We start from the raw sequence: 22,604 nt of genomic DNA, 5'->3' as shown, positions 1-22,604 counted from the left end.
CCAAACAATGACGCAACAACCCCACCTTCACGCCTGCCCCGACTGCGATTTGTTGCAAACGCTGCCACGGCTCGAAAGTAAAAAGCGCGCCCACTGCACGCGCTGCAATGCGGTCTTAGCTGAAGCGCTGCCACGCCTGCCACAGCTCAGTTTGGCCGCCGGTTTGTGTGGCCTGATTTTATTCATTCCCGCCACCTGCCTGCCACTTTTACAATTTACCCTGGCCGGGCAAACCGGCAGCAACACCCTTGCAGAAGGCGTACTCAGACTGTGGCAACAGGACTTCAAACTGCTGTCTCTGATTGTATTACTCTGTTCGCTGTTAGCGCCGCTAATGCATTTACTCCTCAATACCTTTATCGCCCTTTGCCAGCAACTTAACTACTGCCCGCCAAGCTTTTCTCGAAGCATCAAGCTCGGCAACTTTATGCAGGAGTGGAGCATGTTGGAGGTCTATGCGATCGGAATTTTAGTGGCCTACGTGAAGATGATGGACGACGGTGAGATACACATTCTCAGCGGAAGCTACTGCCTGGCCGGTTTAATGATCAGCCTTATCCTTTGCGCGCAGAGCTTTAATGCCGAGCAAGCCTGGCAGTTTTGGCAGCGGAGGCAGACATGAACGCAGCAACGGCCAAGCAACACGGGCTCGCCCGCTGCCAGCACTGCGGCTTACTCAGCGCCATGCCTGCGCGCGACCAACATCACCTGGCACGCTGCCCGCGCTGTCATGCCCACCTCTACTTCCGCCGCCATCACAGTCTGCAGCGTTCACTGGCGCTGTGCCTCGCCGCCGCCGTGCTGCTGATACCGGCGAATGTCTTAACCATTATGACGGTTGTCAATCTAGGACAGGGCGTACCCGACACCATTATGTCGGGGATCATTCGCCTATGGCAGGCAGATCTGCGAGCGATCGCCGCCGTTGTCTTTATTGCCAGCATCGTTGTGCCAATTATTAAAATCGTTGCACTGCTATTACTGATGATGGTGGTGCAGTTTCGCCTTTCGCTGAGCAAGCAGCAATGCACCGCACTCTACCGTTTTGTGCACCTTATCGGCCGCTGGTCGATGCTGGACCTATTCATGATTTCGATACTGGTTACTGTTGTCAGCCTTGGTAATATCGCCACCGTCGATACCGGCCCCGCCGCCACTGCCTTTGCTGGTGCGGTGGTATTGACCATGCTTGCCGCCAACAGCTTTGACCCGAGACTGATTTGGGATTTGGAACACCATGACAAACACTGAACAAAACTATCCCCAAGCCGAATTAAAAACCAAAAAACGGCTGTCGGCAGTGTGGTTACTTCCTGTGGTGGCCGCAGCCATTGCAATGTGGTTGCTCTACGAAAACCTGAGCAGCAATGCCCTGCAGGTGACCGTACACTTTGACAATGGCAGCGGCATTACCGCTGGCAAAACGCCCGTGGTATACCAAGGAATTACCGTGGGTAGCGTCAGTCAACTTCAACTCGACGACGCGCTAAAAGGGGTAAATGCCACGCTGGACCTGCAAACACAGATCGAGCCACTGATTAACGAGAACACCAAGTTCTGGCTGGTTAAACCGCAAATCTCGCTCTCTGGCGTCTCGGGGCTCGACACCCTGGTCGCCGGCAACTACATCAGTTTTCAACCCGGTGACGGTCAAGCGGCGCGCAGTTTTACCGCGCTACTCGAACCCCCGGCCACGCCTCGCAGCGACTCGGGGCTCCAAATCACCTTGCACGCCAAAGAGCTGGGCTCGCTATCTGTTGGCGCCCCCGTGCTCTATCAGCAAATCGACGTCGGTGATATTGAGGGTTATACACTGCTTGACGACGGTGTGGAGATTACTGCCCACATCGACCCACGCTACACCCATCTCATTAACCATCGCAGCCGATTTTGGAACCACAGCGGCGTTAAAGTCACAGCGGGGCTGCAAGGCGTCCAGCTTGAAACCGGCTCATTGGCGAGCATTCTTGCGGGCGGTGTGGCCTTCGACAGTCCCGAAGACGGCGACGCTGTCGACAGCGGTCACCGATTTACGCTGCATCAAAACCGCGCGCACGCCGAAGGCGGCAAGCGCATTGTGGTGGCCTTCGACAGCGCCGAGGGCCTGAGCCAGGGTGCGGACCTTCGCCTGCAAGGTATTCGCATCGGCAGCGTCGAGAACTTGCGCTTTAATGAGGCTGGCCCTACCGCCGGTGCCGAGGCCGAGCTGCGCATCAACGCCCCCTATTACGACTACCTCAATGAAAATAGCCAGTTTTGGCTAGTCAGCCCCAAAGTGTCGGGTTCAGGTGTTGAGGGACTCGACACCCTGCTGGGAGGACCGTATATCGCCGTGAATGTCGACGGCGAAGACGGCGAGCTGCAGGAACGCTATACGGCTCTGCGCGACGCCCCCAGTCAGCGTATCAGTGCACCTGGGATCAGGGTGGTGCTCGAGGCCGACGAACTGGGCTCGGTGAAAATTGGCAGCAAGGTGTATTTTCGCAAGATCGCTGTCGGACAAGTGGAAAGCGTGTCGCTGCAGCGCAGAGGCGTTGAAATCGGCGTATTTATTCATCAGCGCTACGCCCACCTATTGCACCGCGAATCGCTGTTCTGGAACGCCAGCGGCATTAGTATCAGCGGTGGCCTCGGTGGCCTCGACGTAAAAACCGAGTCGCTGGCGACCATTGTCAGTGGCGGCATTGCCTTTCACACCCCTGAAGTGGCTCGCCCGCAAGCCGCCTGGGAGGGACTGCGTTATACCCTGCACGAGGACTACGAAAGCAGCTTTGCCGACAAGGGCAGAGAAATTCGCCTGTACTTCTCCAGCGGCGCCAGTTTAAGCAAGGGAACCGAAATTAAATACGAGGGAATCAAGGTCGGCGAAGTGACCGCCGTTGAGCTGGACCAGAGCATGCAAGGCGTTGTGGTCAGTGCCCGCCTGGCGCCTTCGGCAAAAGCTATCGCCCGCGAAGGTAGCCGCTTTTGGGTGGTGAAACCGCAACTGGGCTTAGTGGGTACGCGCAATCTCGAAACCCTGGTAACCGGCGCCTATATTAGTGTGCTACCGGGCAGCGGCGACGTGCTCACAGAGTTTATCGGCTTGGAGCGCGCGCCACCGCTGCGGGCGCCCGCAAAAGGGCTGAATGTAATATTGAGTGCTGATCAGCGCGGCTCACTCAAAGAGGGTGTGAAGGTCTTTTATCGCGACATTCCTGTGGGTGAAGTCTACGGCTTTGAACTGTCTAGCGATGCACGCCGTACCTTAATCCATATTAATATTGAGCCCCGCTACGCCACGCTGGTGCGGCGCAACACCCGCTTTTGGAATTCCAGCGGCGTCGCCATTAATTTTGGCCTATTCAGCGGCACGACCATCCGCAGTAAGTCGGTCGAATCGCTGCTTGAAGGCGGCATCGCCTTCGCCACCCCAGAAGGGCGGGGCGAGGACGGCCTGGCACCCCCGGCAGAAGCCAGCCAGCACTTTCCGCTGCACGCCGACGTGGAACCGAGCTGGTTGCGCTGGGCACCCGCTATCCCGCTGGGCGACGAATAGTCGCCCAAAATGTGACAAAGACGCCGCTCTTACCAAGATTTCACACTGTTAGATGGCAGATAAGGCTAGAATAGCGCCCCAATAAACCATCGACTCGCCGGCGGCATTGCCGCCACCGACAAAAAGAGAACGTTGTTTTGCCTAATTTGCCCAAGCAGGCCATTGCCGTCGCGTCAATCATCGGCCTTTCCATTGTCGTTGCCGTGATCCTTTTCGCGCTGCGCCCAGCCCCCGAACAGCAGGACGTTGAGCAGCATTCACTGATCATTGACGTCGCCATTGCGACCAAACAGGCGCTGACGATCAACGTGAGTAGTCAGGGCACCGTGCAGCCGCGCACAGAAACCAGCCTGGTCACCGAAGTATCGGGGCAGGTCATGGACGTTTCTCCCAAATTCGAAAATGGCGGCTTGGTAGAACAAGGCGAAGTACTGTTGCGCATTGACGATCGCAATTACCGCGCGGAACTCAAACGCGCTGAGGCCGCCGTGGCCACTGCCCACAGCAACCTGCTCCAGGAGAAAGGGCGCGCGGCAGTCGCGAAGGAAGACCTACGCAAATACCCCCGCCGTCACGCCAGTAAAGAAGCGCGCGCCCTGGCACTTAGGCTGCCGCAATTAAACGAAGCCAAAGCCAGACTGAACTCCGCACTCGCGGACCGCCGTCAGGCCAAGATCAACCTGGACCGGACGCAAATCAAAGCCCCTTATCGCGGCTTGATTAAAATGCGTCAGGTCGACCTCGGGCAATTTGTTAGTACCGGTACGCCGGTCGGCCAAATGTTCTCCGTTGACACTGCCGAAGTACGGCTACCTGTGCCAACGGACCGCCTCGCTTATTTGGAGCTACCCAATAATAGCCAGGACGACACCTACCCCCGAGTCATTCTGGAAAATGACATTGGCGATCGCTGGCCCGCCGAGGTCGTGCGCAGCGAGGGCGTGCTCGATGAACGCAGTCGCGTGTTATTTGTTGTCGCCCGCGTGAATGACCCCTACCGCTTGGAGAACCCGGGCAAGCCCCTCCTCAATGGCAGCTTTGTAAAAGCGGATATAGAGGGCAGAAAAATCGATGGGCTGATCGCCGTTCCTCGGCATATCCTGCGCACCGGTAATCAACTGTGGGTGGTCGACGACAAGCAAACCCTGCGCAACCGCGATATCAAAGCATTGCGCACAGAAGGCAAGCTGGTCTACGTGTATGAAGGTCTGGAGGAAGGTGATCGGATCTGCCTGTCATCGGTGCCCAGCGCCATCAGCGGCACCCCCGTTAAAGTCAACAGCAGCATGTCGACCGCCGAACTGGTTAAGCCCCAGAGCGAATCAGGCATGGCTACCTTTACCGAGCTTAGCAGCGTCCAATGACTATTCCCGAGCACCTAGACACTCGCCGCGGCATCATTCCGTGGTTCGCACGAAACAGCGTTGCCGCCAACCTGTTGATGATCGTCATCTTGTGCGTGGGGATTGGCTCGGCACTGAATATTCAGCGCACCCTGCAACCCGACTTCGAAATCAACATCATCCGCATCACGGTTCCCTACCCCGGCGCAACGCCGGAGGAAGTTGAAGACGGTGTCATTCTCAAAATTGAGGAAGCGCTGCAGGACATTGATGCGATTGAGAGCATAGAGTCCACCGCCGACGAATCACTGGCAACGATCAGTGCCGACATCTACAAAGACTATGACATCTTGGCCGTGATGGACGAGATCAAAAGCGCGGTAGATGGCATTGTCAGTTTTCCCGAACAGGCTGAGCGCCCCATCGTAAAGCGCTTGGAGTTTCAGAAGCACACCGTCAACGTTGAGCTTTACGGCGACCTGGATGAGCGCAGCCTGAAATCGCTGGGCGAGCAGGTCAAACAGGAGATGCTGCAAGACCCCGACATCGCCTTTGTTCAGATCAACGGCGCCCGCGACTTTGAGATCAGCATCGAAATTCCCGAGCACCGCTTGCTCGAGTACCAGCTGACCCTCAGCGATGTCGCCGATGCCATTCGTCGCTCGTCGCTTGACCTGCCCGGCGGCACCATTAAAACCAGTAACGGCAATATTTCCCTGCGAACCCAAGGCCAGGCGCGCCAGCAGCAGGAGTTTGAGCGCCTGGTTGTAAAAAGCTTCCCCGACGGTACCCGCTTAACGCTGGCCGACATTGCGACGATTAACGACGGCTTTGAGGAAGTTGACGGCTTTGCATACTTCGACGGCAAGCCCAGCCTGGGCCTGCAAGTCTTCTCAGTAGGTAGCCAGGATTTAATCCGCGTTGCCGAGGCGGTAAGCCGCTATGTCGAAAACAAGCGCGAGCAATTGCCGGAGGGCGTTGAGATTGCGCAGTTTGCCGACATCAGCTACTACCTGAAAGGCCGTATGAGCATGATGCTCGACAACCTCAGTATGGGTGCCTTACTGGTATTTGTGGTGTTGAGTCTGTTCCTGAATATCAAGCTGGCGTTCTGGGTAATGGTCGGCTTGCCGATCTGCTTCCTCGGCACCTTCGCGCTGATGCCAATGGTCGATATCAGCCTGAATATGCTCAGCCTGTTTGGCTTTATTTTGGTACTGGGTATCGTGGTTGACGACGCGATCATCATTGGTGAAAGCGCCTACGCGGAAGCGGAAAAAAGCGGCCACTCCGTCGACACCGTTATTAAAGGTGCCTTGCGCGTAGCCACCCCCGCCACCTTTGGCGTACTCACCACCATTATGGCGTTTTCGCCAACCCTGTTCGCCAGCGGTACCTTCGCGCCTTTCCCGGAGTCCGTCGGTTGGGTTGTTATCCTGTGCCTGGCATTTTCACTGGTGGAGTCGAAGTGGATTCTCCCCGCTCACCTGGCACACAGTTCGCCCGGCACTGGGCCCATTTGGCAAAAGCTCGATCGCATTCCGGCAAAGTCCAATGCAATACTCAGTAATTTTGTCGAAAACACCTACCGGCCTTTTATTAAGCGGGCCATTGCCCAGCGCTATATCACCGGCGCGAGCTTCACCGCCATGCTCATCGTCACAGTGGGGCTGGTTGCCGGCGGAGTGGTGCATTTCGTCATGATCCCCGAGGTACCTGGCGACTTCGTTCAGGCAAATCTGGAAATGGTTGAAGGCACCCCCGAGGAAGAAACGCGCCGCGCCTTCGAACATATGGATAGCAGCCTCCGCAAGGTCAATGAGGCCTATTCCGCGGCCCATGCCAACGACGACAACCGTGCACTTATCAGCCACGTTGCCGCCTTTGGTCGCGGCGGACGTCACGTGACGTTTATGGCCGAGCTCACCAAGAATGACATGCGCGATATCGACGGTGCGGAAATTGCGCGGCGCTGGCGCGAAGAAATTGGTGATATCCCCGGTGCCAAGGTGCTGGCAGTGAGTATTGCCGACCAACAGATGGGTCCGTCGATCTCCCTAAAGATCAGCAGCCCCCATCCGGAAGACCTTACCGCTGCCGCATCACAAGTGGAAAATGCTCTGCGCCGTTATGAGGGCGTCTACGATATTCGCAATGGTGCCAGCGCGCTTCGCGATGAAATTGTCCTGGAAATTCTCCCCGAAGCGGAAACCCTGGGCCTCAGCTCAGCAGCACTAGGACAGCAGATTCGCGATGCCTTCTATGGCGCGGAAGCCCAGCGCGTGCAGCGCGGCAACGACGAAGTGAAGGTGATGGTTCGCTACCCGCGCGATGAGCGTGCGGCGGTGTCCGACCTGCAAAACATGTTTATTCGCTCCGCCGAGGGCGCCTTTGTGCCACTCTCTAACGTGGCGAAAATCACCATCCAGCCCGCCTACACAACCATGACGCGTATTGATGGCGAGCGCTCTATCAGTGTGACTGCCCAAGCCGATAAGTCACGTGTTGAGCCGGATAAAGTCACCTCCAGCATCCTTAAAAACCTGCTGCCCGGTTTGCAACAGCGCTACCCCGGCCTGGACATCAAACTCAGTGGCGAAAGTGAGGAAGTCGGCACGCTGATGGTCAGTCTACTGGTCGGCTTTGCCCTCGCCCTGTTTGGCATTTATGGCTTATTGGCCATCCCCTTGCGCTCGTATCTGCAGCCGCTAATCATTATGGGGGTGATCCCGTTTGGCATTATCGGTGCGGTGTTCGGCCACATTGTGACGGACCTGTCCTTCAGTATGATGTCGTTCTTTGGCGTTATCGCGCTATCCGGCGTTGTCGTCAACGACAGCCTGATTATGGTGGACTTCATTAACTCGGCGATCGACCGCGGCGAGCGCCTGATCGACGCCGTTGTCGACTCGGGCTGTCAGCGCTTTAGAGCCATACTGCTGACGTCGCTAACCACCTTCTTTGGTCTGTTACCCATGTTGATGGAAGACAGCTTGCAAGCCCAGTTTGTGATTCCCATGGCGGTGTCACTCGGCTTCGGCATCATCTTCGCTACGGTCATCACATTGATATTAATACCCTGCCTGTATATCGTACTTGAAGATGTGAAAGTGCTGTTTGGCAGTAAGTCTGCTCGCGAGCTCGAACCGGCACTGAGCGAGTAGCGCCCCGCGCACTCGCTCCGTTATTTCACCAGTAATTTTCCGACTGACCTGATAAGAACGCTTATGTCCTTTAAACGCATCTCGATCTCAGACGCCGAACAGCTGCTGCGCCAGCCCTCGACACAACTCGCCGACATTCGCGACGAGCAGTCCTACCAGCTGGGGCACATCAAGGGCGCCAGCCATTTGGACAACCACAACCTACAGCAGTTTATTGAAGACGCCGACCCGGACGCGCCGCTGATCATATACTGCTACCACGGTAATAGCAGCCAGAGCGCCGCACAGTTTTTCGTTGAGAAAGACTTTACCGAGGTCTACAGCATGGACGGCGGGTTTGAAGAATGGCGGCAGCACTACCCCCATCAAAGTGGCGAACAATAAGGCCTGAAGTCCACGCGGGTGCCCGGGCCCTAGGCGTGCTGCCGAAGGATGCGTGTCAGCGTATCAACGTGGTGGTCAATGTAGTCATTGGAATCGGGCCGCAGCCCCAACACACGCTCAGTTATCGGCGCAACGCTGACCAAATACAGCAACGCGCCGGACAGAATATGCAAAAGGTCCATCGCATCCACTTTTGGCAGTAAACCGTGATGCTGGCCCAGCTCTATCATTGCGCGCCCTTCAATAAAGTCCGTGCCGATAAATTCTTTGACGAGCCAATCTAAACGCGGCCCAGGCGCCGATGCTTCCTGAAACATTATTTTTACCCACTCGGGGTGAGCAAACGTGAAGTGCAGTATTTTTCGGCACAAGTCACGAATCATTTTTTCCCTGTCGTCGGGCGCACGCTGCAAGGAAATATCTTCAATGTAGCGCGGTAAGGCATTATTGCGCTGCAACCAAACATGCGACACAGCCGCCCGCCAGAGTACGTCTTTATTTTGGAAATGGTATTGAACAAAGGTTTTCTGTTCACCCGCTTTCTCTGCCACCAACGCAAACGACGTCCCGTCAAAACCGAGTTGTCCAAATAACTGCGCGGCTGCCCGGAGTACCCGCTCCCGGCGCTCATTCGTTTTCGGCGCTCCGCTACCGGCCTTCATCGGAATTTAACTTACCCCAATTCATTAGAAAAATGCTTTCAATTTTAAGAAGTTAGCACTGCCCTTGACACAAAGCCAACACTATACGATCGTATAGCAAAGATAAGCTTGACGCCATCACCGGTAGAAGCAACACCACACATAACAATAATGAGCTGAGAAAAACGATGATCACCGACAGTGTGACGACTATTCACTGGCTAAACGATACCGATACAAGCCAAGATGCATTGCTTGCCATGGGCGGTAAAGCCAGCGGCCTCAACCAACTGATGCGCTGGGGACTTACGGTGCCCAGTGGCTTTGTTATCGTTAATGCGCAATGTGGCAAGCACCCTGAAGCATTGGCCGATTATTACCAGAAGCTCGGTGGCGCTATGGTCGCCGTTCGATCATCGGCAATGGGGGAAGACGGTGCGGAGAGTTCCTTCGCCGGCCAGTATGAAAGTATCCTCAACGTCGAGGGACTCGACGACCTAAAAGCAGCAATAGACCGCTGCGTCACATCGCTACACAGCCAACGGGCAAGTGCTTACCAAGGCAAGAACAATATTCATGGCGTGCAAATGAACGTTGTTGTGCAAACCATGGTAGATGCCAGCGCCGCCGGTGTGGTATTCACGGTAGACCCGGTATCGGGCCGCCACGACCGGCTTGTCGTGAACGCCGTAGAGGGGCTCGGCGAATCACTCGTCAGCGGGGAAGCGACACCCGATCACTACGAATTTAACCGCAGTGGCCAGCTAAGCTACTCTGAGCTTATCGGCGATACGCCGATACTCTCCGACGCGCTACTCGACGCCCTCGTTGCTCAGGCCAAGCACGCTAGCCAACAGGCCGGTATCCCGCTTGACCTGGAGTGGGCCGCTGACAGCCAGGGCCGCATCTTCTGGCTGCAAGCTCGGCCGATCACCACCATCGGGACTGATCTGAACGAGTTAGATACACCAATCAACGCCACTGACGTTGTCACGCGCTGCAACGTCGGCGAAATGATGCCGGGCGCCGTCTGCCCCCTAACCTTTTCAACCACGGGGCGAAGCATAGAGAATGGCATGCAACACATGCATGTGAGTTATGCCGGTCGCAAAGCCGTAACCGATGACTGGACTCAAATAGCAATGAGTCACGGCAAGCTCTTCATCAACCTCAGCGGATCAATCGCTGCCGCTGCCAACGTACTCGGGGTGGACGCAAAATCTATGGGCTACAGCCTGTGCGGTGGAGTGGTGGAAGAGCTTCAAGAGCCCCCCAAGCGCCCCTGGTGGATACGTCTATTGGGCACCGTAAAAATGCTCCGGTATCTGCAAAAAGCCGATGACGTCATCGCAAGATTCAGCAAAAAAGCCAACGACTTCGACCTACCAATTTCTGGCAATAGCGTGGAAATCGCTCACGCGCTGGACACGGCCTTGCCCTTCTATTCCGAGGCAATGGCCGTCCACCTCCAATCTTCCACAACCTCAGGAGTGGCCAGCAATATCCTCCAATCCATGATCTCCGGGGGGCAGGAAAGCAACGCGGCAGAACAAGCACAAGCGGCAAACTTAATGGCTGGCGCAAGCGGCGTAGAAAGCGCCATCCTCGTCGAGCAGCTGGATGCCATTGTCGAAAAAATCGCTCAACATGAGCGCGACGCTCAGGCTTTCGTCGATGCCTCGCCAACTGACGCTGTCGAGTGGCTAGCCAGTAGCACAATAGTGTCTGACGACTTTAAGGCATTTTTACATCGCCACGGTCACCGTGGCTACCGGGAACTCTGCATGCGAGAAGCCTGCTGGGCAGATGCGCCCGAGACATTGGTCACCACATTGCAGGCCTCGGTATGCGCGCGCCGTTCAGGCAAGGCGGTGAACCCAAAGCCTCAGGCAGTCGACACTAGCCAACTGAGTCGAGGCGTACGCTGGATATTGCCCAAGGCGCACGCGGCTATTCGCCGACGAGAGGCAACGAAATCACTACTGGTCGACATCGCCAACCGTTTCAAGCGCAGCTACCGGGCGCTAGGTGAGCAACTTCACCGCGAAGGAAAGCTGGACGACGCCGATCAGGTTTTCTTTTTCACCCACGATGAACTCATGAGCGTCGTCCGCTCCGCTGACACAGCGCTGGAGAAAGAAAAAGCCAGCAATCGTCGATCCGCCCTCGCCTTTCAAAATAAACTCTATTTCAATGAAATCTGCGTGGGCCCTCCACAACCACTCGACCGTCGACTGCAGAGCGCGGACAGCGGTGGCGACATTCTCGGGCGGCCGGTTTCCTCTGGCCTGGTCGAGGGCAAGGCCAGGGTGGCGTTTAGCGTTAGCGATGCCGCTGGGCTTCAGCCCGGTGAAATCCTTGTGGCGCCCATCACCGATGTAGGCTGGACCCCGTACTTCAGCTCAATAGCCGGATTAATTACCGACGTGGGAAGCTCAGTCTCCCACGGCGCTGTCATTGCCAGAGAGTACGGCCTGCCGGCAATCGTAAATACCCGCGTTGCCACCCAACGAATAAAAACCGGTGACAGTATCCGCCTCAACGCTGATACCGGCGTGGTATCACTTTTGTAAGTGCGGCCTTGCTGATTGCCACAACCAAACACACTACCGAGAGCAGAGCACAATGCTAGACAATAAAACGCTGACGCAATTTGGTATTCAACTCGACGACGAGTTTCCACACCCTTTTAGCAGCGCTCACGCTGACTGGAATGAATCGTATTTTTTCGATTGGTATGACGCCAATGGCCGCATCGCCGGGCACTGTCGAGTTGGTTGGCACCCCGTACAACAACGCGTGCTATTTTGGCTGTATCTGCTCGATGGTGAAGAATGGTTAGCGATCGAAGAGTATCGCCTCCCCTTCTCGGCGTTGACATTACACAGCGACAAGCAGGTGTTTGCGTATGAGGGCTGGGGCTTAGCATTTAGTTATCAGGCCGGTGAGGCCCTGCAAACCGGAACGCTGAGCGTATCAGGCTTTGCAAGAGTCCTGTCGGGGCAACGCCAAGGCCTGGTGCTGCCGGTCGCCGTCCAGCTAACCATGAATGCCCTAGGCCCTGCCCACTCTCGCGGCGGTGGCACCGTTGAAGATCATCAAGCGGAGGGCTTTAGCACCAATCGCTATGAACAGCCAATCGCCGGCGCCTTGACGGTGAGCATCGATAAGCACACACAAGACGTTACCGTTAGGGGCGAACGCGACCACTCATGGGGCCCCCGCCCCTGGGATATGCAGTGGCAGTTTCTGGTCATTAATACGGAGAAATTCAGTTTGCAGTCCACCGTGGTGAATATTCCGGAGTGGCCGGAAATCAAGGTTGGTTACTTCCAGGAAAACGACGGCGAGATGGAAAATCTGGAGGGCGTTGAATTCGACCTCTCTTTTGATGCGACCTCCCCACATCGCTCCGTTGCCGGGCACTTCGACCTCGCCTGCAGTAGTGGTAGGCTGATCAGTGGTCGTATTGAAACGATCTCTGGTGTGGAAATCGATATTACCCACACCTTCTCACCGCCCAAGCACACCGAGTATCGACGCTCTTTAGTACGCTGCTATATCGACGATGAGGCGCCCGTCATCGGCTGGTTTGAATGCAATCGCGACAGCAATCCAAGTAAATAGAACAAGGTAAAAATAATGAAAATTGACGGCCCCTTTTATGCGCAAATGAGTGGCGCAGCGGCGGAAGCCAAACGCCTGGCAGCAATCGGCTATGACGGCGTGTATTCACTGGAGGGTAGCTGGGATCCGTTCTTCCCTTTAGCGCTCGCCTCAGAGCATGCCCCCGAACTGGATATTGCCACCGGCATTGCCGTGGCCTTCCCCAGAAACCCCTCTCACATTGCCTACCAGGCGTGGGACCTACAAACGTTTTCAAAGGGTAAATTCAGCCTGGGGATCGGCTCACAGATTAAAGCGCACATAGAAAAGCGCTTCGGTATAGACTTCAATCCACCCGCGGCGAGAATGCGAGAGTATATCTTAGCGGTCAAAGCGTTTTTCGACTGTTGGCAACATGGCAACAAACTCGACTTCCAGGGGAAGTATTATCGCCATACATTGATGACGCCGATGTTCAATCCCGGGCCAAATCCCTATGGAATTCCACCAATCATGCTGGGCGCACTGGGACCAAAAATGACCGAAGTCGCCGGCGAGGTTGCCGACGGTTTGATCGTCCACCCCTTCAACAGCCTGCCCTTTCTGGAGGAGAAAGCCTTACCTGCCGTGAAAAGGGGCTTAGAGAAATCGGCGCGCTCACTGGATGACTTCACCTTACAGGTTAATGCCATCATCATTACCGGAGAAACCGAAGAGGAATATGTTGCGGCGGAGAATAGCGTGAAGAGCTTGTTGGGGTTCTATGCCTCGACGCCAGCCTATGCCCCGCCGATGGAGGCGGTAGGCCTGGGCGACTTACAGCCGACAATGAATCGCCTCTCCAAGGAAGGCAAATGGGATGAGTTGGGCAGCTATGTGGACGATGATTTTCTCAACGCGTTCTGCACTCGCGGCAAACCTGAAGAGATCGCCGGTTTGCTGAAAAAGAAATATGCTGGCTATGCAGACCGATTGGCTATTTATGCTCCCTACGCCGCGCCAGATGCTATGTGGGCATCGATTATTCAGGAGCTAAAAGCCGAACAATAACTGGCAAAACAAAAACCTTATGCCCTTAACATCAATATTAAGGGCAGCACATTCCTTCCACATCTTGTTCTTCGCCAAATTTCACGCATTAAAAAGCCACCCGAAGGTGGCTAAAGCTCATCTGGATTTGGCGCCGTTATAGCGGTAAACACTGCCCACCCAGAACAGGTATTTCGTCTGGCAAACACATTGGTAAGCTGCCACTGTCGTTATTTTCACCGCACGCATCTGCGTTATCGTAACTATCATCGACCACATCATTGATCCACTGAGTTACTAAGTCAAAAGCTGCGCCGTGCACGGTGCTGCGCGCGATGGGAGGCATTCGCGCGGCCAATGTGTCGGCTTCTGGCCCTAAGCGGTAGGGTAAAATCGACTCTTGCGCATTACCCGGTACGATATCGTACTCTCGCCCCCCACGTCCCTCTGTACCACTTGCGGTTGGCCCTTTACAGATACCAAAGGTGTCATTGACCTTGCGGAAGACATCCAGATAGAAACCGGTATTCTGAGCCAACCCGCGAGGGTTGTGGCAGTGTGCGCAATTAACCTCTAGATATGAACGCACTCGTGCTTCGATGTCTTCATCACTGCCAGCATCATAGCCAGAATCACCGGGCACATTGAATATGGGGTTGCGCTCAACCGCACTCACATGCTGACTACTATCGGTTTCCATGTTCTCAGGGCAGTTCTTCATCAAACCATTCTGACACCAATAAACAATCTGGTTTACGCCGTTGACGGGGTGATTGTCTATCCCTGTTGTCAGTGGCGATTCACTCTTAAATGGTCGATTAAGATTGCGAACCTTCGGGCCGATAGGTGCTGCACCCGTTTCAGCATCGTCGTTAGCATGACAACTCTGGCATTGGTTCGCATTCGGCAACACATATTCATCGGTACTGCCTTGATAGTGCTCGCCACTATTGACGTCATGATAGTCCCAGCTTGCACTAACAACATCTCCCTGCTGAGCTAACCTAGCCACCTTCTCTCCGCCTTCAACGCCCCATTTATACTCTAAGGCGTCCCAGTAATACTGGCCGCTACTAGTTTGACGTTTAATAATTAAGCGAGTTTCCACAGGCGTTTCTTTGCCACTTGGCTCGTCGGTAAAGGAGAACGTTTTCGCCAAAATTGTGCCAAGGGGAAACAGAATAGTGGCGTTCGCGCTGTCATTACCGTCACGATAGATTGCCTGTGTACCTTCAGGAAGGTAGGCCACACGAAATTTTGTCGAATAGTCCGAGAAAAGCTTTGTATTCAATACAAAGGGAATACCCCTGCCATTAGGTAGGCTAGTTGGGTCCTCTTTGTCACTGAAGAGGTTATATTGATCCAGCCTTGGGCAGTTCACCTTGTAAGCACTCGCATTAATTTTACCACTCGCTACAGACTGGTTACAAAGAGACTCCACAAGCTCGTCAGACGGTGCAGGGTCAATCGTTCCGGAGGGTTCAAACTCGGGAATTACAATTGGCGGAAGCAAAGGCATATTACTACCGTACTGATCTTCACAGCGATGAGGCGTGATATCAGTATCAGCGGCAAAATTCGGCAAGCTGGTAACAATATCAACAAGGTCATCTTGATCTTCCGGAGGAAGGTAAAGAAGGGCTTCCAAGCCTTCGGTGCCATCGAAATTGGCAAAGGTCATACTATCACTATCAAAGCGATTGCTGTCATCGATACACGAAGACCACCAAAGCGGCTTGAGGCGCTCCCCAGCATCATTGAATTTATAAGCATTATAGCGGCAGCTCGGATTAGGGTATTGATTACCTGAAACTGGTTTGCCCTCTGCATCGGCTGGCACTGGCTGACCTTTATCATCAGTTGGATAGGGGCAATCTGCGTCATATTCGTCCAAGTAGCCATCCCAAACGATATGCGCTCCACGGTATTCACCAGCTCCAGCGAGCATCTTAAGGCCAACAAGCATTGGGAAGGCAGACGTAACCTGTTCTCCACCAGTTTCGACGATTGCCGCAAAATCTGGCATCGGAATGTCGTTCCCGTTGTTACGGAATTCGTTATTCCAAATGTGAACGCCCTCGCTGTACAGATCTAGTCGGCGATCACCCGGCACACCAAAGAGTTTATAGCTTGTGTGTACTATCCCTGCCGTGCCGTTATCTTCGAATACATTGTCGAAGATATCGATCTTATCGTAACCCATCGTAAGCATACCGGTGCCGCGGGGTACATTCGATACGATGCTGCCCGGTTCAGCAAAGTTGTAGGTATTGTTGTTTCGTGAAGTGTTTTTGTAGACACGTGTCCGACTTCCATAGCGGGTTAAACCGTCTAGATCGTAGACCAAAAAACCGCCTGTATTACACTCCGATAAGTTATTTACGTACTCACCGCCACGAACATTCTCTATTTCAAAGCCAAACACGTTGAACGCTGCCCGACTATTTTGAATGATCGCATTGTCAGTTTGACCAACATAAATACCTGCGTCTGACGCTCCAATGGCCTCAGCACCATCAACCAAGATATTTTGTGAATTAACAGGGTAAATACCATAGCGCCCGGAAAGCTTACTCACGTTATAGTCTGGAGAGCTGGTATCAGTCTCTAGCGGGTTTGGGTTATCGGGGTTATGGCGAGCAGGATCAGTACATGCGACTTTTAGCTTGGTTTTGTAGTTCTCTGCTGTCACTGTGTCTTCATTCGCAAGGTTACGCCCGCTCGACCAGAATGCTCGCACGCGGCGCAGGGTGCCATGATCTACCCCCTGTAATTTAAAAGCATCGCCCGGTGAATCCAGAACGGTGAGGTCCTCCACCGTAATGCCTCTAACTGTCGTTGCTAAAAAACCCTCTTGGGAACCACTGTTTTTAAACGAGAGGATGGTTTTATCCATCCCCTGCCCTTTCACCAAGATATTTTCGGTACCTGAAATCTGGATACCAGATGTCAGCTCGAAGTAACCTTCTGCGAACTCAATGACATCCTTCGGCTTGGCTTCAATCATCGCCAATACCATATCCGTTGTCGCGTCAGGGCCAGGCTGAATAAAAAACACCCTTCCCTGCGAGACATCGCCGGGCTCACTGCCACCAGAGGCAGAATTATTGCCTGAGCCACTACTAGAGCCACCACACGCCGCTAGCCATAATGACGAACAAAGAACAATTAAATAGACAAGTAACCTGCTAGCTTCGCGCATGCTTACGCCCCCTCGACAATAAATTCAGTTGCGAATAACCAAGTAATCCCAACCAAAAAAGGCTGGCATACGAAGCACACGAGTCTACGTTAAACTACTTACTTGACAACCGACTATCGTGCCTGTAATCCGTTAATTCGTGACAAGCAAATTTCGTGTATTAACAACTAACAGGCAATGGGCCGATATGACCGCACAGTCTGCCGCTGACGCGTGCGGACTGGAGGTAGCGTCACTCTTCCAAGAAGCAGGGATAGACAAACAGAGTTGGGATGCACAATCCCGCATCAATCAGGACGATTTGACAGCTCTTTGGAAAACCGCACACCGTATCGGAGGTCGCCCTGACGTCGGACTGCACGTTCTGAAGCACTTTCATTTCAGGACGGCAGGTACGCTCGCCTACAAAATGATGGCAGCGAAAACCTTTCGCCAATCAATTATTGAATCACTCCATCAAATTTCCGTCGTCAATCAAGTTTGGGACTTTTCATTATCGGAAAAAAACAACATGGGCGTAATGAAATTTTGGCCAATAGCCCCAGAGGCAGACATTACACACCACTCCTACGATGCCTTCATCGGTGCATGCACCAAGATAGTTCGCGACTGTTTCACCGAGGAGACATGTCAGCTGACACAGCTATGGTTTGCCCACCCGGACTTTGGTTTGAAGGAGCATTACGAGAAAGAGCTGGGGTGCGAATGCATCTTCGATACAGAGGACTACGCAGTTTGTATGACCTGGGACTTGATGGACCTGCCGCTGCCGTCCTCAGATCCTATTTTATATGAAACACTCGATATCCAATTAGCAAATCAGGCAGACAAGCTCAATAAAATAGCGGCTCAAATTGAGCAGGTCTTACTTGAGTTAATCCAGACAGGAAAAGCCTTTTCCAGAAGACAAGTCGCTCAAGAAATTGGTCTAGGTGAAAGAACCATGCTGCGCCGACTAAAAGAGGACTCCCTCACTTACAAAGACGTAGAAGAGGGAGTTTGTGAAAGCATTGCAAGACAAGGACTGCAACGAGGCAAAAAGCTGGAGCATATTGCGAGTAAACTCGGCTACTCCGACGCGGACTCACTGGCGAAAATGCTAAAAAGGCGTACAGGATTAGGGATTCGAGAACTCCGAAATCCCTGAAGCTAGCGTCACTCGCCCCCTCCTCTTTTGCCAACATCCCCGACCGCATATCGATCTACGGACTTACGCAAACAGGGCAATAAGCATACATACCACGCGGGTCGTTCAGCGTGGGGAGCGCTGCGGTCGCAGGCAGCCACTGCTGAATTAACGCAGAGAGAGACTGGGGGAGCAAAGGCGCTGCGACCCCCGAGCTTAGTATCCAGCGCATCAGCTCTTCTTCCGGGCTCATCGGCAAGCGCAATTCGCGGTGTCGGCTGTCACTCAGCCCGGCTAGTTTCGCGGCCGACTGAATGGCTTGTTCTAAGGTGCCCAGCTTATCTACCAAGCCGAGTTCATGAGCATCCATACCACTCCATACTCGCCCTTCGGCAATCGGCTCGACTTGTTCTGGCAGCTTGCCGCGGCCCTCGGCAACCACATTAATAAATCGGCGATAGCCATTATCGATACTGCTTTGAATGGATCTCGCCACAATAGGGTCTAGCGGGCGGTCAACACGCAGCTTTCCGGCAACTGCCGATGTGCCGACACCGTCGGTGTTTACACCCAGATCAGCCAGTAATTCCTCAACGGTGGGAAAAGCACCAAAGATGCCAATAGAGCCTGTCAACGTAGCGGGGCTCGCCCAGATCTCATCGGCACCTGCCGCTATCCAGTATCCACCTGATGCCGCCAGGCTGCTCATTGACACCACATAGGGCTTGCCCGCCTGTTGCAGGGCCTCAAGTTCGGCGCGAATAATTTCCGATGCAAAAGCGGAGCCCCCGCCGCTGTCGATGCGCAACACCAGCGCCTTAACACTCTCATCCAGCCGCGCGGTACGAACCAGACGTGCAAGGCTATCACCGCCAATGCTGCCCGCAGGCCGCTCACCATCCACAATATTGCCGCTAGCAACGATTAACGCCACACCCGCAGTATCGTCGGGTAAGGTTATGCCCCGCTTAAAGCGCAGATAGTGCTTGTAATAAACCTGGTTAAAATAGCCATCTTTATCCCAACCGACCTGCTCAGCCATCATTTCGCTGAGCCGCGGCCGACTGACAATACCGTCGACCAAGCCATAATCCAGGGCAGCTTGTGCGGCATCGCCACCACTACCAGCCAGCACGCGATCGATATGGTTCACGTAGTAATTAAAGTCTTTAACGGCAATATTGCGGCGCTCAACGACGCGGTCGCGGTATAGATCCCACAGCGGTTCCAGCCAGCCTCGGTTCGCTTCACGCGCTTCCGGCGACATATCATTGCGAATAAATGGCTCGAGTGCCGACTTGTAGCTTCCCACTTTAAATACGTGGAAGTTCACCTTTAGTTTATCAATCGCCTCACTCAGGTAGTTGCGTACCACGGCAAAGCCTTCCAGGCTGACGCCACCCATATTGTGCAGCAGTATTTGGTCAGCCTCGCTCGCCAACAAATACTTGTCCTGATCGTAGTGTCCCGACATCGCGACAATTTGCTTGCCCGACTCGCGAAAACGCCGCAGCGCATCTGACAATTCCAATGAGCGGGCCATACCGATGTGCTGCATATCATCGAGCAATAACAACAGTACCTGAATGCTGCTGTCCTCGCGGGCGTAATCCACACTATCGATCAGGTCTTGCAACAGGGTTTCTATCGGCAGACCACTGCCACTGATTTGCGTGAATGCGTCAACGGCGGTGTATTGCTCAACCACCACCCCCTCAGGAGCCAGTACCAGAACGCCACCGTTTGGCACTTCAACACGGAAGGCATTCACAATGTTGAACAGCAGCAAGCCGATAAACACCAAGAAGAACAGGTTTAAGGTCCAGCGGCGCACACCGTCCAGCACATTGCCCAAACGGTTAAAAAAACCGCGCTTATTTGCATCGCTCATACTGTGTCCTTACTCCTCATACTTCTTATGCGGCGCGCATTGCCTGCGCATGCCAGCGAATAAACGCCGTCGCGCTGCAGAACAAAATAACTACCAACGCCAGCTCAATATAATTGATCCAAATAACAAAGGGCGACATGGCCTCGGTAACCGCCGAGGCAAAATACAACAGGCTTACAAAACACATCCAGGCAATGCCTTTGAGCTGCTGGCGAAAAACCGGCAGCACAAAAATCAGCAGTGGCAACACGCGAATCAGCCAGATGGTAACGCTGGGCTGGCGTCCCTCTTGCACCCACACCCACGTACTCAAACTCAATGAAATTAACAAACCGACGTAGGAAAACTTCATCAAAGCCGCCGTGACGGCCGCGCGCTTTTCCAAACTTGTCATACCTGAAGTTTCCTTATGTAGAGTTAATCAACCAGTCGCTGAGCCAGTAACGCAAGACGCTTGCCCAGAGCAGTCGCCAACCCCAGCTCGGTGGCGTCGACATCGCGCCCGTCACTGCCGGCAACGTGGCTTGCTCCGTAGGGCGTCCCACCTGTGGTTGTTGTGCTCAGCGAGGACTCGCTGTAGGGCAAACCGGCGATCACCATACCGTGGTGCAGTAGTGGCAACATCATCGAGGTTAGCGTCGTCTCCTGACCGCCATGCAGACTGGCGCTGGATGTAAAGACCGCAGCGGGCTTCCCTATCAGAGCCCCACTCATCCACAACGCCGAGCTACCATCTATAAAGTACTTCAGCGGCGCCGCCATATTGCCAAAGCGCGTAGGGCTGCCCATTGCCAGGCCTGCGCAATCGCGTAAATCTTCCTGACTGGCGTAGAGGTGCCCCTCATCGGGAATATCCTCTTCGACGGCCTCACACACGGTGGAAATCGCGGGCACCGTGCGCAGCCGCGCTGCCATACCCGCCTGCTCCACACCACGCGCTATCTGCTCGGCCAAGCGCCGGGTTGCGCCGTGACGGCTGTAGTACAGCACCAAAATGTAGGGGCCATCTGTCATTGAAGATTCCTTAATCGATCAAAGCCAGTACGTTCTCAGGTGGACGCCCGAGCACCGCCTGATCGCCTTTTACGACAATCGGCCGTTCAATCAGTTTCGGCGCTTCAACCATCGCCTGAATTAAGACCTCATCACTGAGACTGTCATCCGCCAAGCCGCGCTCCTTGTATTCTGCCTCGCCCTTGCGCAACAATTGCCGCGGAGAAATACCCAGCTTCGCCAGCAAGTCTCGCAGCGTATCCGCACTCGGGCTGTCTTCTAAATACAGGACGACCTCTGGTGTTATCCCATTGTCTTCAAGCAACTGCTTGGTTTGACGTGACTTGGAACAGCGAGGGTTGTGGTACAGGGTGTAAACAGACATGGCTCATCCAGCGTAGTAAACGATAAGCGACATTATACACAGCGCATTGCTGGCCACCATTTGGAATAGGAAATGATACAACTGCGATCAATCTTGCTACTGCTTACCTGCTCTTTATTAATCGCCTGCAGCCGCAGCGAAACCAGCGCAGCGGGCTTGCCTGATACCGGCAACTGGGTACTGATTAATTATTGGGCGACATGGTGCGGTCCCTGTCGCGATGAAATTCCCGAACTCAATAAACTTGATGCCGAGCACAGCGACATCGACGTTTACGGCGCAAACTACGACCGCCTGCAGGGCCCGGCGCTAGACGAGGCCATTGCCGAGTTGGATATTCAATTTGAAAGTATGCTCGCCGACCCCGCCCAATTGCTCGGGCAAGAACGCCCTAAAGTATTACCGACCACCTATATCCTCAGCCCACAAGGTGAACTGCACAGTGTACTCACGGGGCCACAAACGGAAGCCAGTTTGCTCAAGGCTTTAGGCCGCCAGTAAACCCTAGCCGTGCGCTAAAGCCCGCTGCCAGTGGGCCAGCATTTCCGGGCTGAACGCCACCAGAAAGATCTGCCGGAGGCTGCGCGGCTCAAGCAAGGCCTCCCGTAAACTGGCCACCGCAATAGCGCAAGCCTGGTCGTGAGGGTAGCCATATACGCCGCAGCTAATGGCCGGAAAGGCCAGAGTAGCGAGCTCCAGTGCCTTGGCCTCTTCAATACAGCGGCGGTAGCAACTCGCCAGTTTATCGGCCTCGCCCTGATCACCGCCGTGCCACACCGGCCCTACCGTATGAAGAACGTATTGAGCTGGCAGTGCAAAACCGGGGCTGACTTTGGCATCGCCGGTCGCGCAACCCTGCAAGCCGCGACAGAATTCCAACAACGCCGGCCCCGCCGCCCGGTGAATGGCGCCGTCGACACTGCCCCCGCCGAGCAAACTGTTATTCGCGGCATTAACGATGGCATCAACCTTCAGCTCACAGATATCTGCTTCTAACGCTCGCAGTTCACAGGGCATCGTTACACCTCATCTTCGCGTTGAAGCTGAACCTGCAAACCGGAGTCGGAAGCCGACGCGGGCAGCTCCTCTATCGCCTGCGCCCAGCTATCAGCGCCCAGTGGCGCGTCGCCATCGCTCACGCTGACGCGCATGGGGCGACAGCAAACCTCGCAGTCTTCAACGTACGGCTCCCCTGCTAGGCTCGGGTCGATCAGCAGTTCGATACGCTCGCCGCAGTAAGGGCAATAATCTTTCCAGCTTTCCAACATGGTTCAGCGATCACAGTAAAACCACCATGCTGAC

General features: G+C 54.5%; 19 protein-coding genes. 11 read left to right on the top strand and 8 right to left on the bottom strand.

All coding sequences use genetic code 11. The features are described from left to right. Positions 1–7: 7 nt before the first annotated feature. The 6 genes from B3K78_RS05970 (at position 8) to glpE (ending at position 8,429) form a co-directional block, all read left to right on the top strand. Positions 8–622: a paraquat-inducible protein A gene (locus tag B3K78_RS05970; RefSeq protein ID WP_286694712.1), complete on the top strand. Its 615-nt coding sequence runs from the start codon at positions 8–10 to the stop codon at positions 620–622. Then, entirely contained in the window at positions 619–1,251 is a 633-nt protein-coding gene (locus B3K78_RS05965; protein ID WP_036255498.1) for a paraquat-inducible protein A, read from the top strand. The genes B3K78_RS05970 and B3K78_RS05965 overlap by 4 nt, the downstream gene beginning before the upstream one ends. Further along, on the top strand, positions 1,238–3,538 hold the full coding sequence (locus B3K78_RS05960; RefSeq protein ID WP_286694711.1) for a PqiB family protein: 2,301 nt from the start codon (positions 1,238–1,240) through the stop codon (positions 3,536–3,538). Before B3K78_RS05965 ends, B3K78_RS05960 begins: the two co-directional genes overlap by 14 nt. A gap of 137 nt (positions 3,539–3,675) precedes the next feature. Beyond that, complete coding sequence (locus B3K78_RS05955; protein ID WP_286694710.1) at positions 3,676–4,902, top strand: efflux RND transporter periplasmic adaptor subunit; 1,227 nt, start codon at positions 3,676–3,678, stop codon at positions 4,900–4,902. After that, on the top strand, positions 4,899–8,045 hold the full coding sequence (locus B3K78_RS05950; RefSeq protein ID WP_286694709.1) for an efflux RND transporter permease subunit: 3,147 nt from the start codon (positions 4,899–4,901) through the stop codon (positions 8,043–8,045). The genes B3K78_RS05955 and B3K78_RS05950 overlap by 4 nt, the downstream gene beginning before the upstream one ends. Before the next feature lie 63 nt (positions 8,046–8,108). After that, a complete protein-coding gene (glpE, locus tag B3K78_RS05945; RefSeq protein WP_286694708.1) occupies positions 8,109–8,429 on the top strand; it encodes a thiosulfate sulfurtransferase GlpE in 321 nt (106 codons plus the stop codon). Between the two features lie 29 nt (positions 8,430–8,458). Here glpE and B3K78_RS05940 read toward each other — a convergent pair whose 3' ends face one another. Further along, positions 8,459–9,091, bottom strand: coding sequence for a TetR/AcrR family transcriptional regulator (locus B3K78_RS05940; RefSeq protein WP_204996844.1), 633 nt, complete (start codon positions 9,089–9,091; stop codon positions 8,459–8,461). A gap of 167 nt (positions 9,092–9,258) precedes the next feature. On the opposite strand from B3K78_RS05940, the gene B3K78_RS05935 reads away from it, so the two are divergent. From B3K78_RS05935 to B3K78_RS05925, 3 genes are read left to right on the top strand one after another with little or no spacing between them, the layout of a single operon-like run. Next, positions 9,259–11,643, top strand: a complete 2,385-nt coding sequence (locus B3K78_RS05935) for a PEP/pyruvate-binding domain-containing protein (RefSeq protein ID WP_286694707.1) — start codon at positions 9,259–9,261, stop codon at positions 11,641–11,643. A gap of 52 nt (positions 11,644–11,695) precedes the next feature. After that, positions 11,696–12,697 (top strand): DUF7064 domain-containing protein, encoded by a 1,002-nt coding sequence (locus B3K78_RS05930; RefSeq protein ID WP_286694706.1) that lies wholly within the window; start codon positions 11,696–11,698, stop codon positions 12,695–12,697. A 15-nt stretch (positions 12,698–12,712) separates the two neighbouring features. Then, positions 12,713–13,726 carry a TIGR03617 family F420-dependent LLM class oxidoreductase gene (locus tag B3K78_RS05925; protein WP_286694705.1) on the top strand — a complete coding sequence of 338 codons (1,014 nt, stop codon included), beginning with the start codon at positions 12,713–12,715 and terminating at the stop codon, positions 13,724–13,726. A 136-nt stretch (positions 13,727–13,862) separates the two neighbouring features. Here B3K78_RS05925 and B3K78_RS05920 read toward each other — a convergent pair whose 3' ends face one another. After that, positions 13,863–16,907: a parallel beta-helix domain-containing protein gene (locus tag B3K78_RS05920; protein WP_286694704.1), complete on the bottom strand. Its 3,045-nt coding sequence runs from the start codon at positions 16,905–16,907 to the stop codon at positions 13,863–13,865. A gap of 187 nt (positions 16,908–17,094) precedes the next feature. On the opposite strand from B3K78_RS05920, the gene B3K78_RS05915 reads away from it, so the two are divergent. Continuing rightward, positions 17,095–18,054 (top strand): AraC family transcriptional regulator ligand-binding domain-containing protein, encoded by a 960-nt coding sequence (locus B3K78_RS05915; protein ID WP_286694703.1) that lies wholly within the window; start codon positions 17,095–17,097, stop codon positions 18,052–18,054. Positions 18,055–18,109: 55 nt separating this feature from the next. On the opposite strand, the gene sppA is transcribed toward B3K78_RS05915, so the two are convergent. Genes sppA through arsC form a run of 4 tightly spaced genes read right to left on the bottom strand, consistent with a single transcriptional unit; the run spans position 18,110 to position 21,302 of the window. Next, positions 18,110–19,924 carry a signal peptide peptidase SppA gene (gene sppA, locus B3K78_RS05910; RefSeq protein WP_286694702.1) on the bottom strand — a complete coding sequence of 605 codons (1,815 nt, stop codon included), beginning with the start codon at positions 19,922–19,924 and terminating at the stop codon, positions 18,110–18,112. 25 nt (positions 19,925–19,949) lie between these two features. Continuing rightward, positions 19,950–20,318, bottom strand: a complete 369-nt coding sequence (locus tag B3K78_RS05905; protein WP_286694701.1) for a DUF2069 domain-containing protein — start codon at positions 20,316–20,318, stop codon at positions 19,950–19,952. A gap of 23 nt (positions 20,319–20,341) precedes the next feature. After that, positions 20,342–20,938 carry an NAD(P)H:quinone oxidoreductase gene (wrbA, locus tag B3K78_RS05900; protein WP_286694700.1) on the bottom strand — a complete coding sequence of 199 codons (597 nt, stop codon included), beginning with the start codon at positions 20,936–20,938 and terminating at the stop codon, positions 20,342–20,344. Positions 20,939–20,948: 10 nt separating this feature from the next. Beyond that, the gene (arsC, locus tag B3K78_RS05895; protein ID WP_204996837.1) at positions 20,949–21,302 is read right to left on the bottom strand and encodes an arsenate reductase (glutaredoxin); all 354 of its coding nucleotides are present in this window, start codon (positions 21,300–21,302) and stop codon (positions 20,949–20,951) included. A gap of 72 nt (positions 21,303–21,374) precedes the next feature. On the opposite strand from arsC, the gene B3K78_RS05890 reads away from it, so the two are divergent. Continuing rightward, complete coding sequence (locus B3K78_RS05890) at positions 21,375–21,803, top strand: TlpA family protein disulfide reductase (RefSeq protein ID WP_286694699.1); 429 nt, start codon at positions 21,375–21,377, stop codon at positions 21,801–21,803. Between the two features lie 3 nt (positions 21,804–21,806). On the opposite strand, the gene B3K78_RS05885 is transcribed toward B3K78_RS05890, so the two are convergent. Together B3K78_RS05885 and B3K78_RS16870 are read right to left on the bottom strand one after the other, a co-directional pair. Continuing rightward, a complete protein-coding gene (locus tag B3K78_RS05885; RefSeq protein WP_286694698.1) occupies positions 21,807–22,319 on the bottom strand; it encodes an O-acetyl-ADP-ribose deacetylase in 513 nt (170 codons plus the stop codon). Between the two features lie 2 nt (positions 22,320–22,321). Next, on the bottom strand, positions 22,322–22,570 hold the full coding sequence (locus tag B3K78_RS16870) for a CPXCG motif-containing cysteine-rich protein (protein ID WP_414711285.1): 249 nt from the start codon (positions 22,568–22,570) through the stop codon (positions 22,322–22,324). Positions 22,571–22,604 lie beyond the last annotated feature (34 nt).

Origin of the sequence: Spongiibacter sp. UBA1325, from assembly GCF_002306875.1 — a bacterium.
Taxonomy (GTDB): domain Bacteria; phylum Pseudomonadota; class Gammaproteobacteria; order Pseudomonadales; family Spongiibacteraceae; genus Spongiibacter; species Spongiibacter marinus.
This window is presented reverse-complemented; position numbering and strand designations above follow the sequence as displayed.

What these genes read in the sequence shown, in the direction of transcription:
- B3K78_RS05935 (WP_286694707.1), top strand. Translation starts at nt 9,259, where the DNA reads ATGATCACCGACAGTGTGACGACTATTCACTGGCTAAACGATACCGAT.
- B3K78_RS05950 (WP_286694709.1), top strand. Translation starts at nt 4,899, where the DNA reads ATGACTATTCCCGAGCACCTAGACACTCGCCGCGGCATCATTCCGTGG.
- glpE (WP_286694708.1), top strand. Translation starts at nt 8,109, where the DNA reads ATGTCCTTTAAACGCATCTCGATCTCAGACGCCGAACAGCTGCTGCGC.
- B3K78_RS05915 (WP_286694703.1), top strand. Translation starts at nt 17,095, where the DNA reads ATGACCGCACAGTCTGCCGCTGACGCGTGCGGACTGGAGGTAGCGTCA.
- arsC (WP_204996837.1), bottom strand. Translation starts at nt 21,302, where the DNA reads ATGTCTGTTTACACCCTGTACCACAACCCTCGCTGTTCCAAGTCACGT.
- B3K78_RS05925 (WP_286694705.1), top strand. Translation starts at nt 12,713, where the DNA reads ATGAAAATTGACGGCCCCTTTTATGCGCAAATGAGTGGCGCAGCGGCG.
- B3K78_RS05940 (WP_204996844.1), bottom strand. Translation starts at nt 9,091, where the DNA reads ATGAAGGCCGGTAGCGGAGCGCCGAAAACGAATGAGCGCCGGGAGCGG.
- sppA (WP_286694702.1), bottom strand. Translation starts at nt 19,924, where the DNA reads ATGAGCGATGCAAATAAGCGCGGTTTTTTTAACCGTTTGGGCAATGTG.
- B3K78_RS05965 (WP_036255498.1), top strand. Translation starts at nt 619, where the DNA reads ATGAACGCAGCAACGGCCAAGCAACACGGGCTCGCCCGCTGCCAGCAC.
- B3K78_RS05905 (WP_286694701.1), bottom strand. Translation starts at nt 20,318, where the DNA reads ATGACAAGTTTGGAAAAGCGCGCGGCCGTCACGGCGGCTTTGATGAAG.
- B3K78_RS05920 (WP_286694704.1), bottom strand. Translation starts at nt 16,907, where the DNA reads ATGCGCGAAGCTAGCAGGTTACTTGTCTATTTAATTGTTCTTTGTTCG.
- B3K78_RS05970 (WP_286694712.1), top strand. Translation starts at nt 8, where the DNA reads ATGACGCAACAACCCCACCTTCACGCCTGCCCCGACTGCGATTTGTTG.
- B3K78_RS05890 (WP_286694699.1), top strand. Translation starts at nt 21,375, where the DNA reads ATGATACAACTGCGATCAATCTTGCTACTGCTTACCTGCTCTTTATTA.
- B3K78_RS05885 (WP_286694698.1), bottom strand. Translation starts at nt 22,319, where the DNA reads ATGCCCTGTGAACTGCGAGCGTTAGAAGCAGATATCTGTGAGCTGAAG.
- B3K78_RS05930 (WP_286694706.1), top strand. Translation starts at nt 11,696, where the DNA reads ATGCTAGACAATAAAACGCTGACGCAATTTGGTATTCAACTCGACGAC.
- B3K78_RS16870 (WP_414711285.1), bottom strand. Translation starts at nt 22,570, where the DNA reads ATGTTGGAAAGCTGGAAAGATTATTGCCCTTACTGCGGCGAGCGTATC.
- B3K78_RS05960 (WP_286694711.1), top strand. Translation starts at nt 1,238, where the DNA reads ATGACAAACACTGAACAAAACTATCCCCAAGCCGAATTAAAAACCAAA.
- wrbA (WP_286694700.1), bottom strand. Translation starts at nt 20,938, where the DNA reads ATGACAGATGGCCCCTACATTTTGGTGCTGTACTACAGCCGTCACGGC.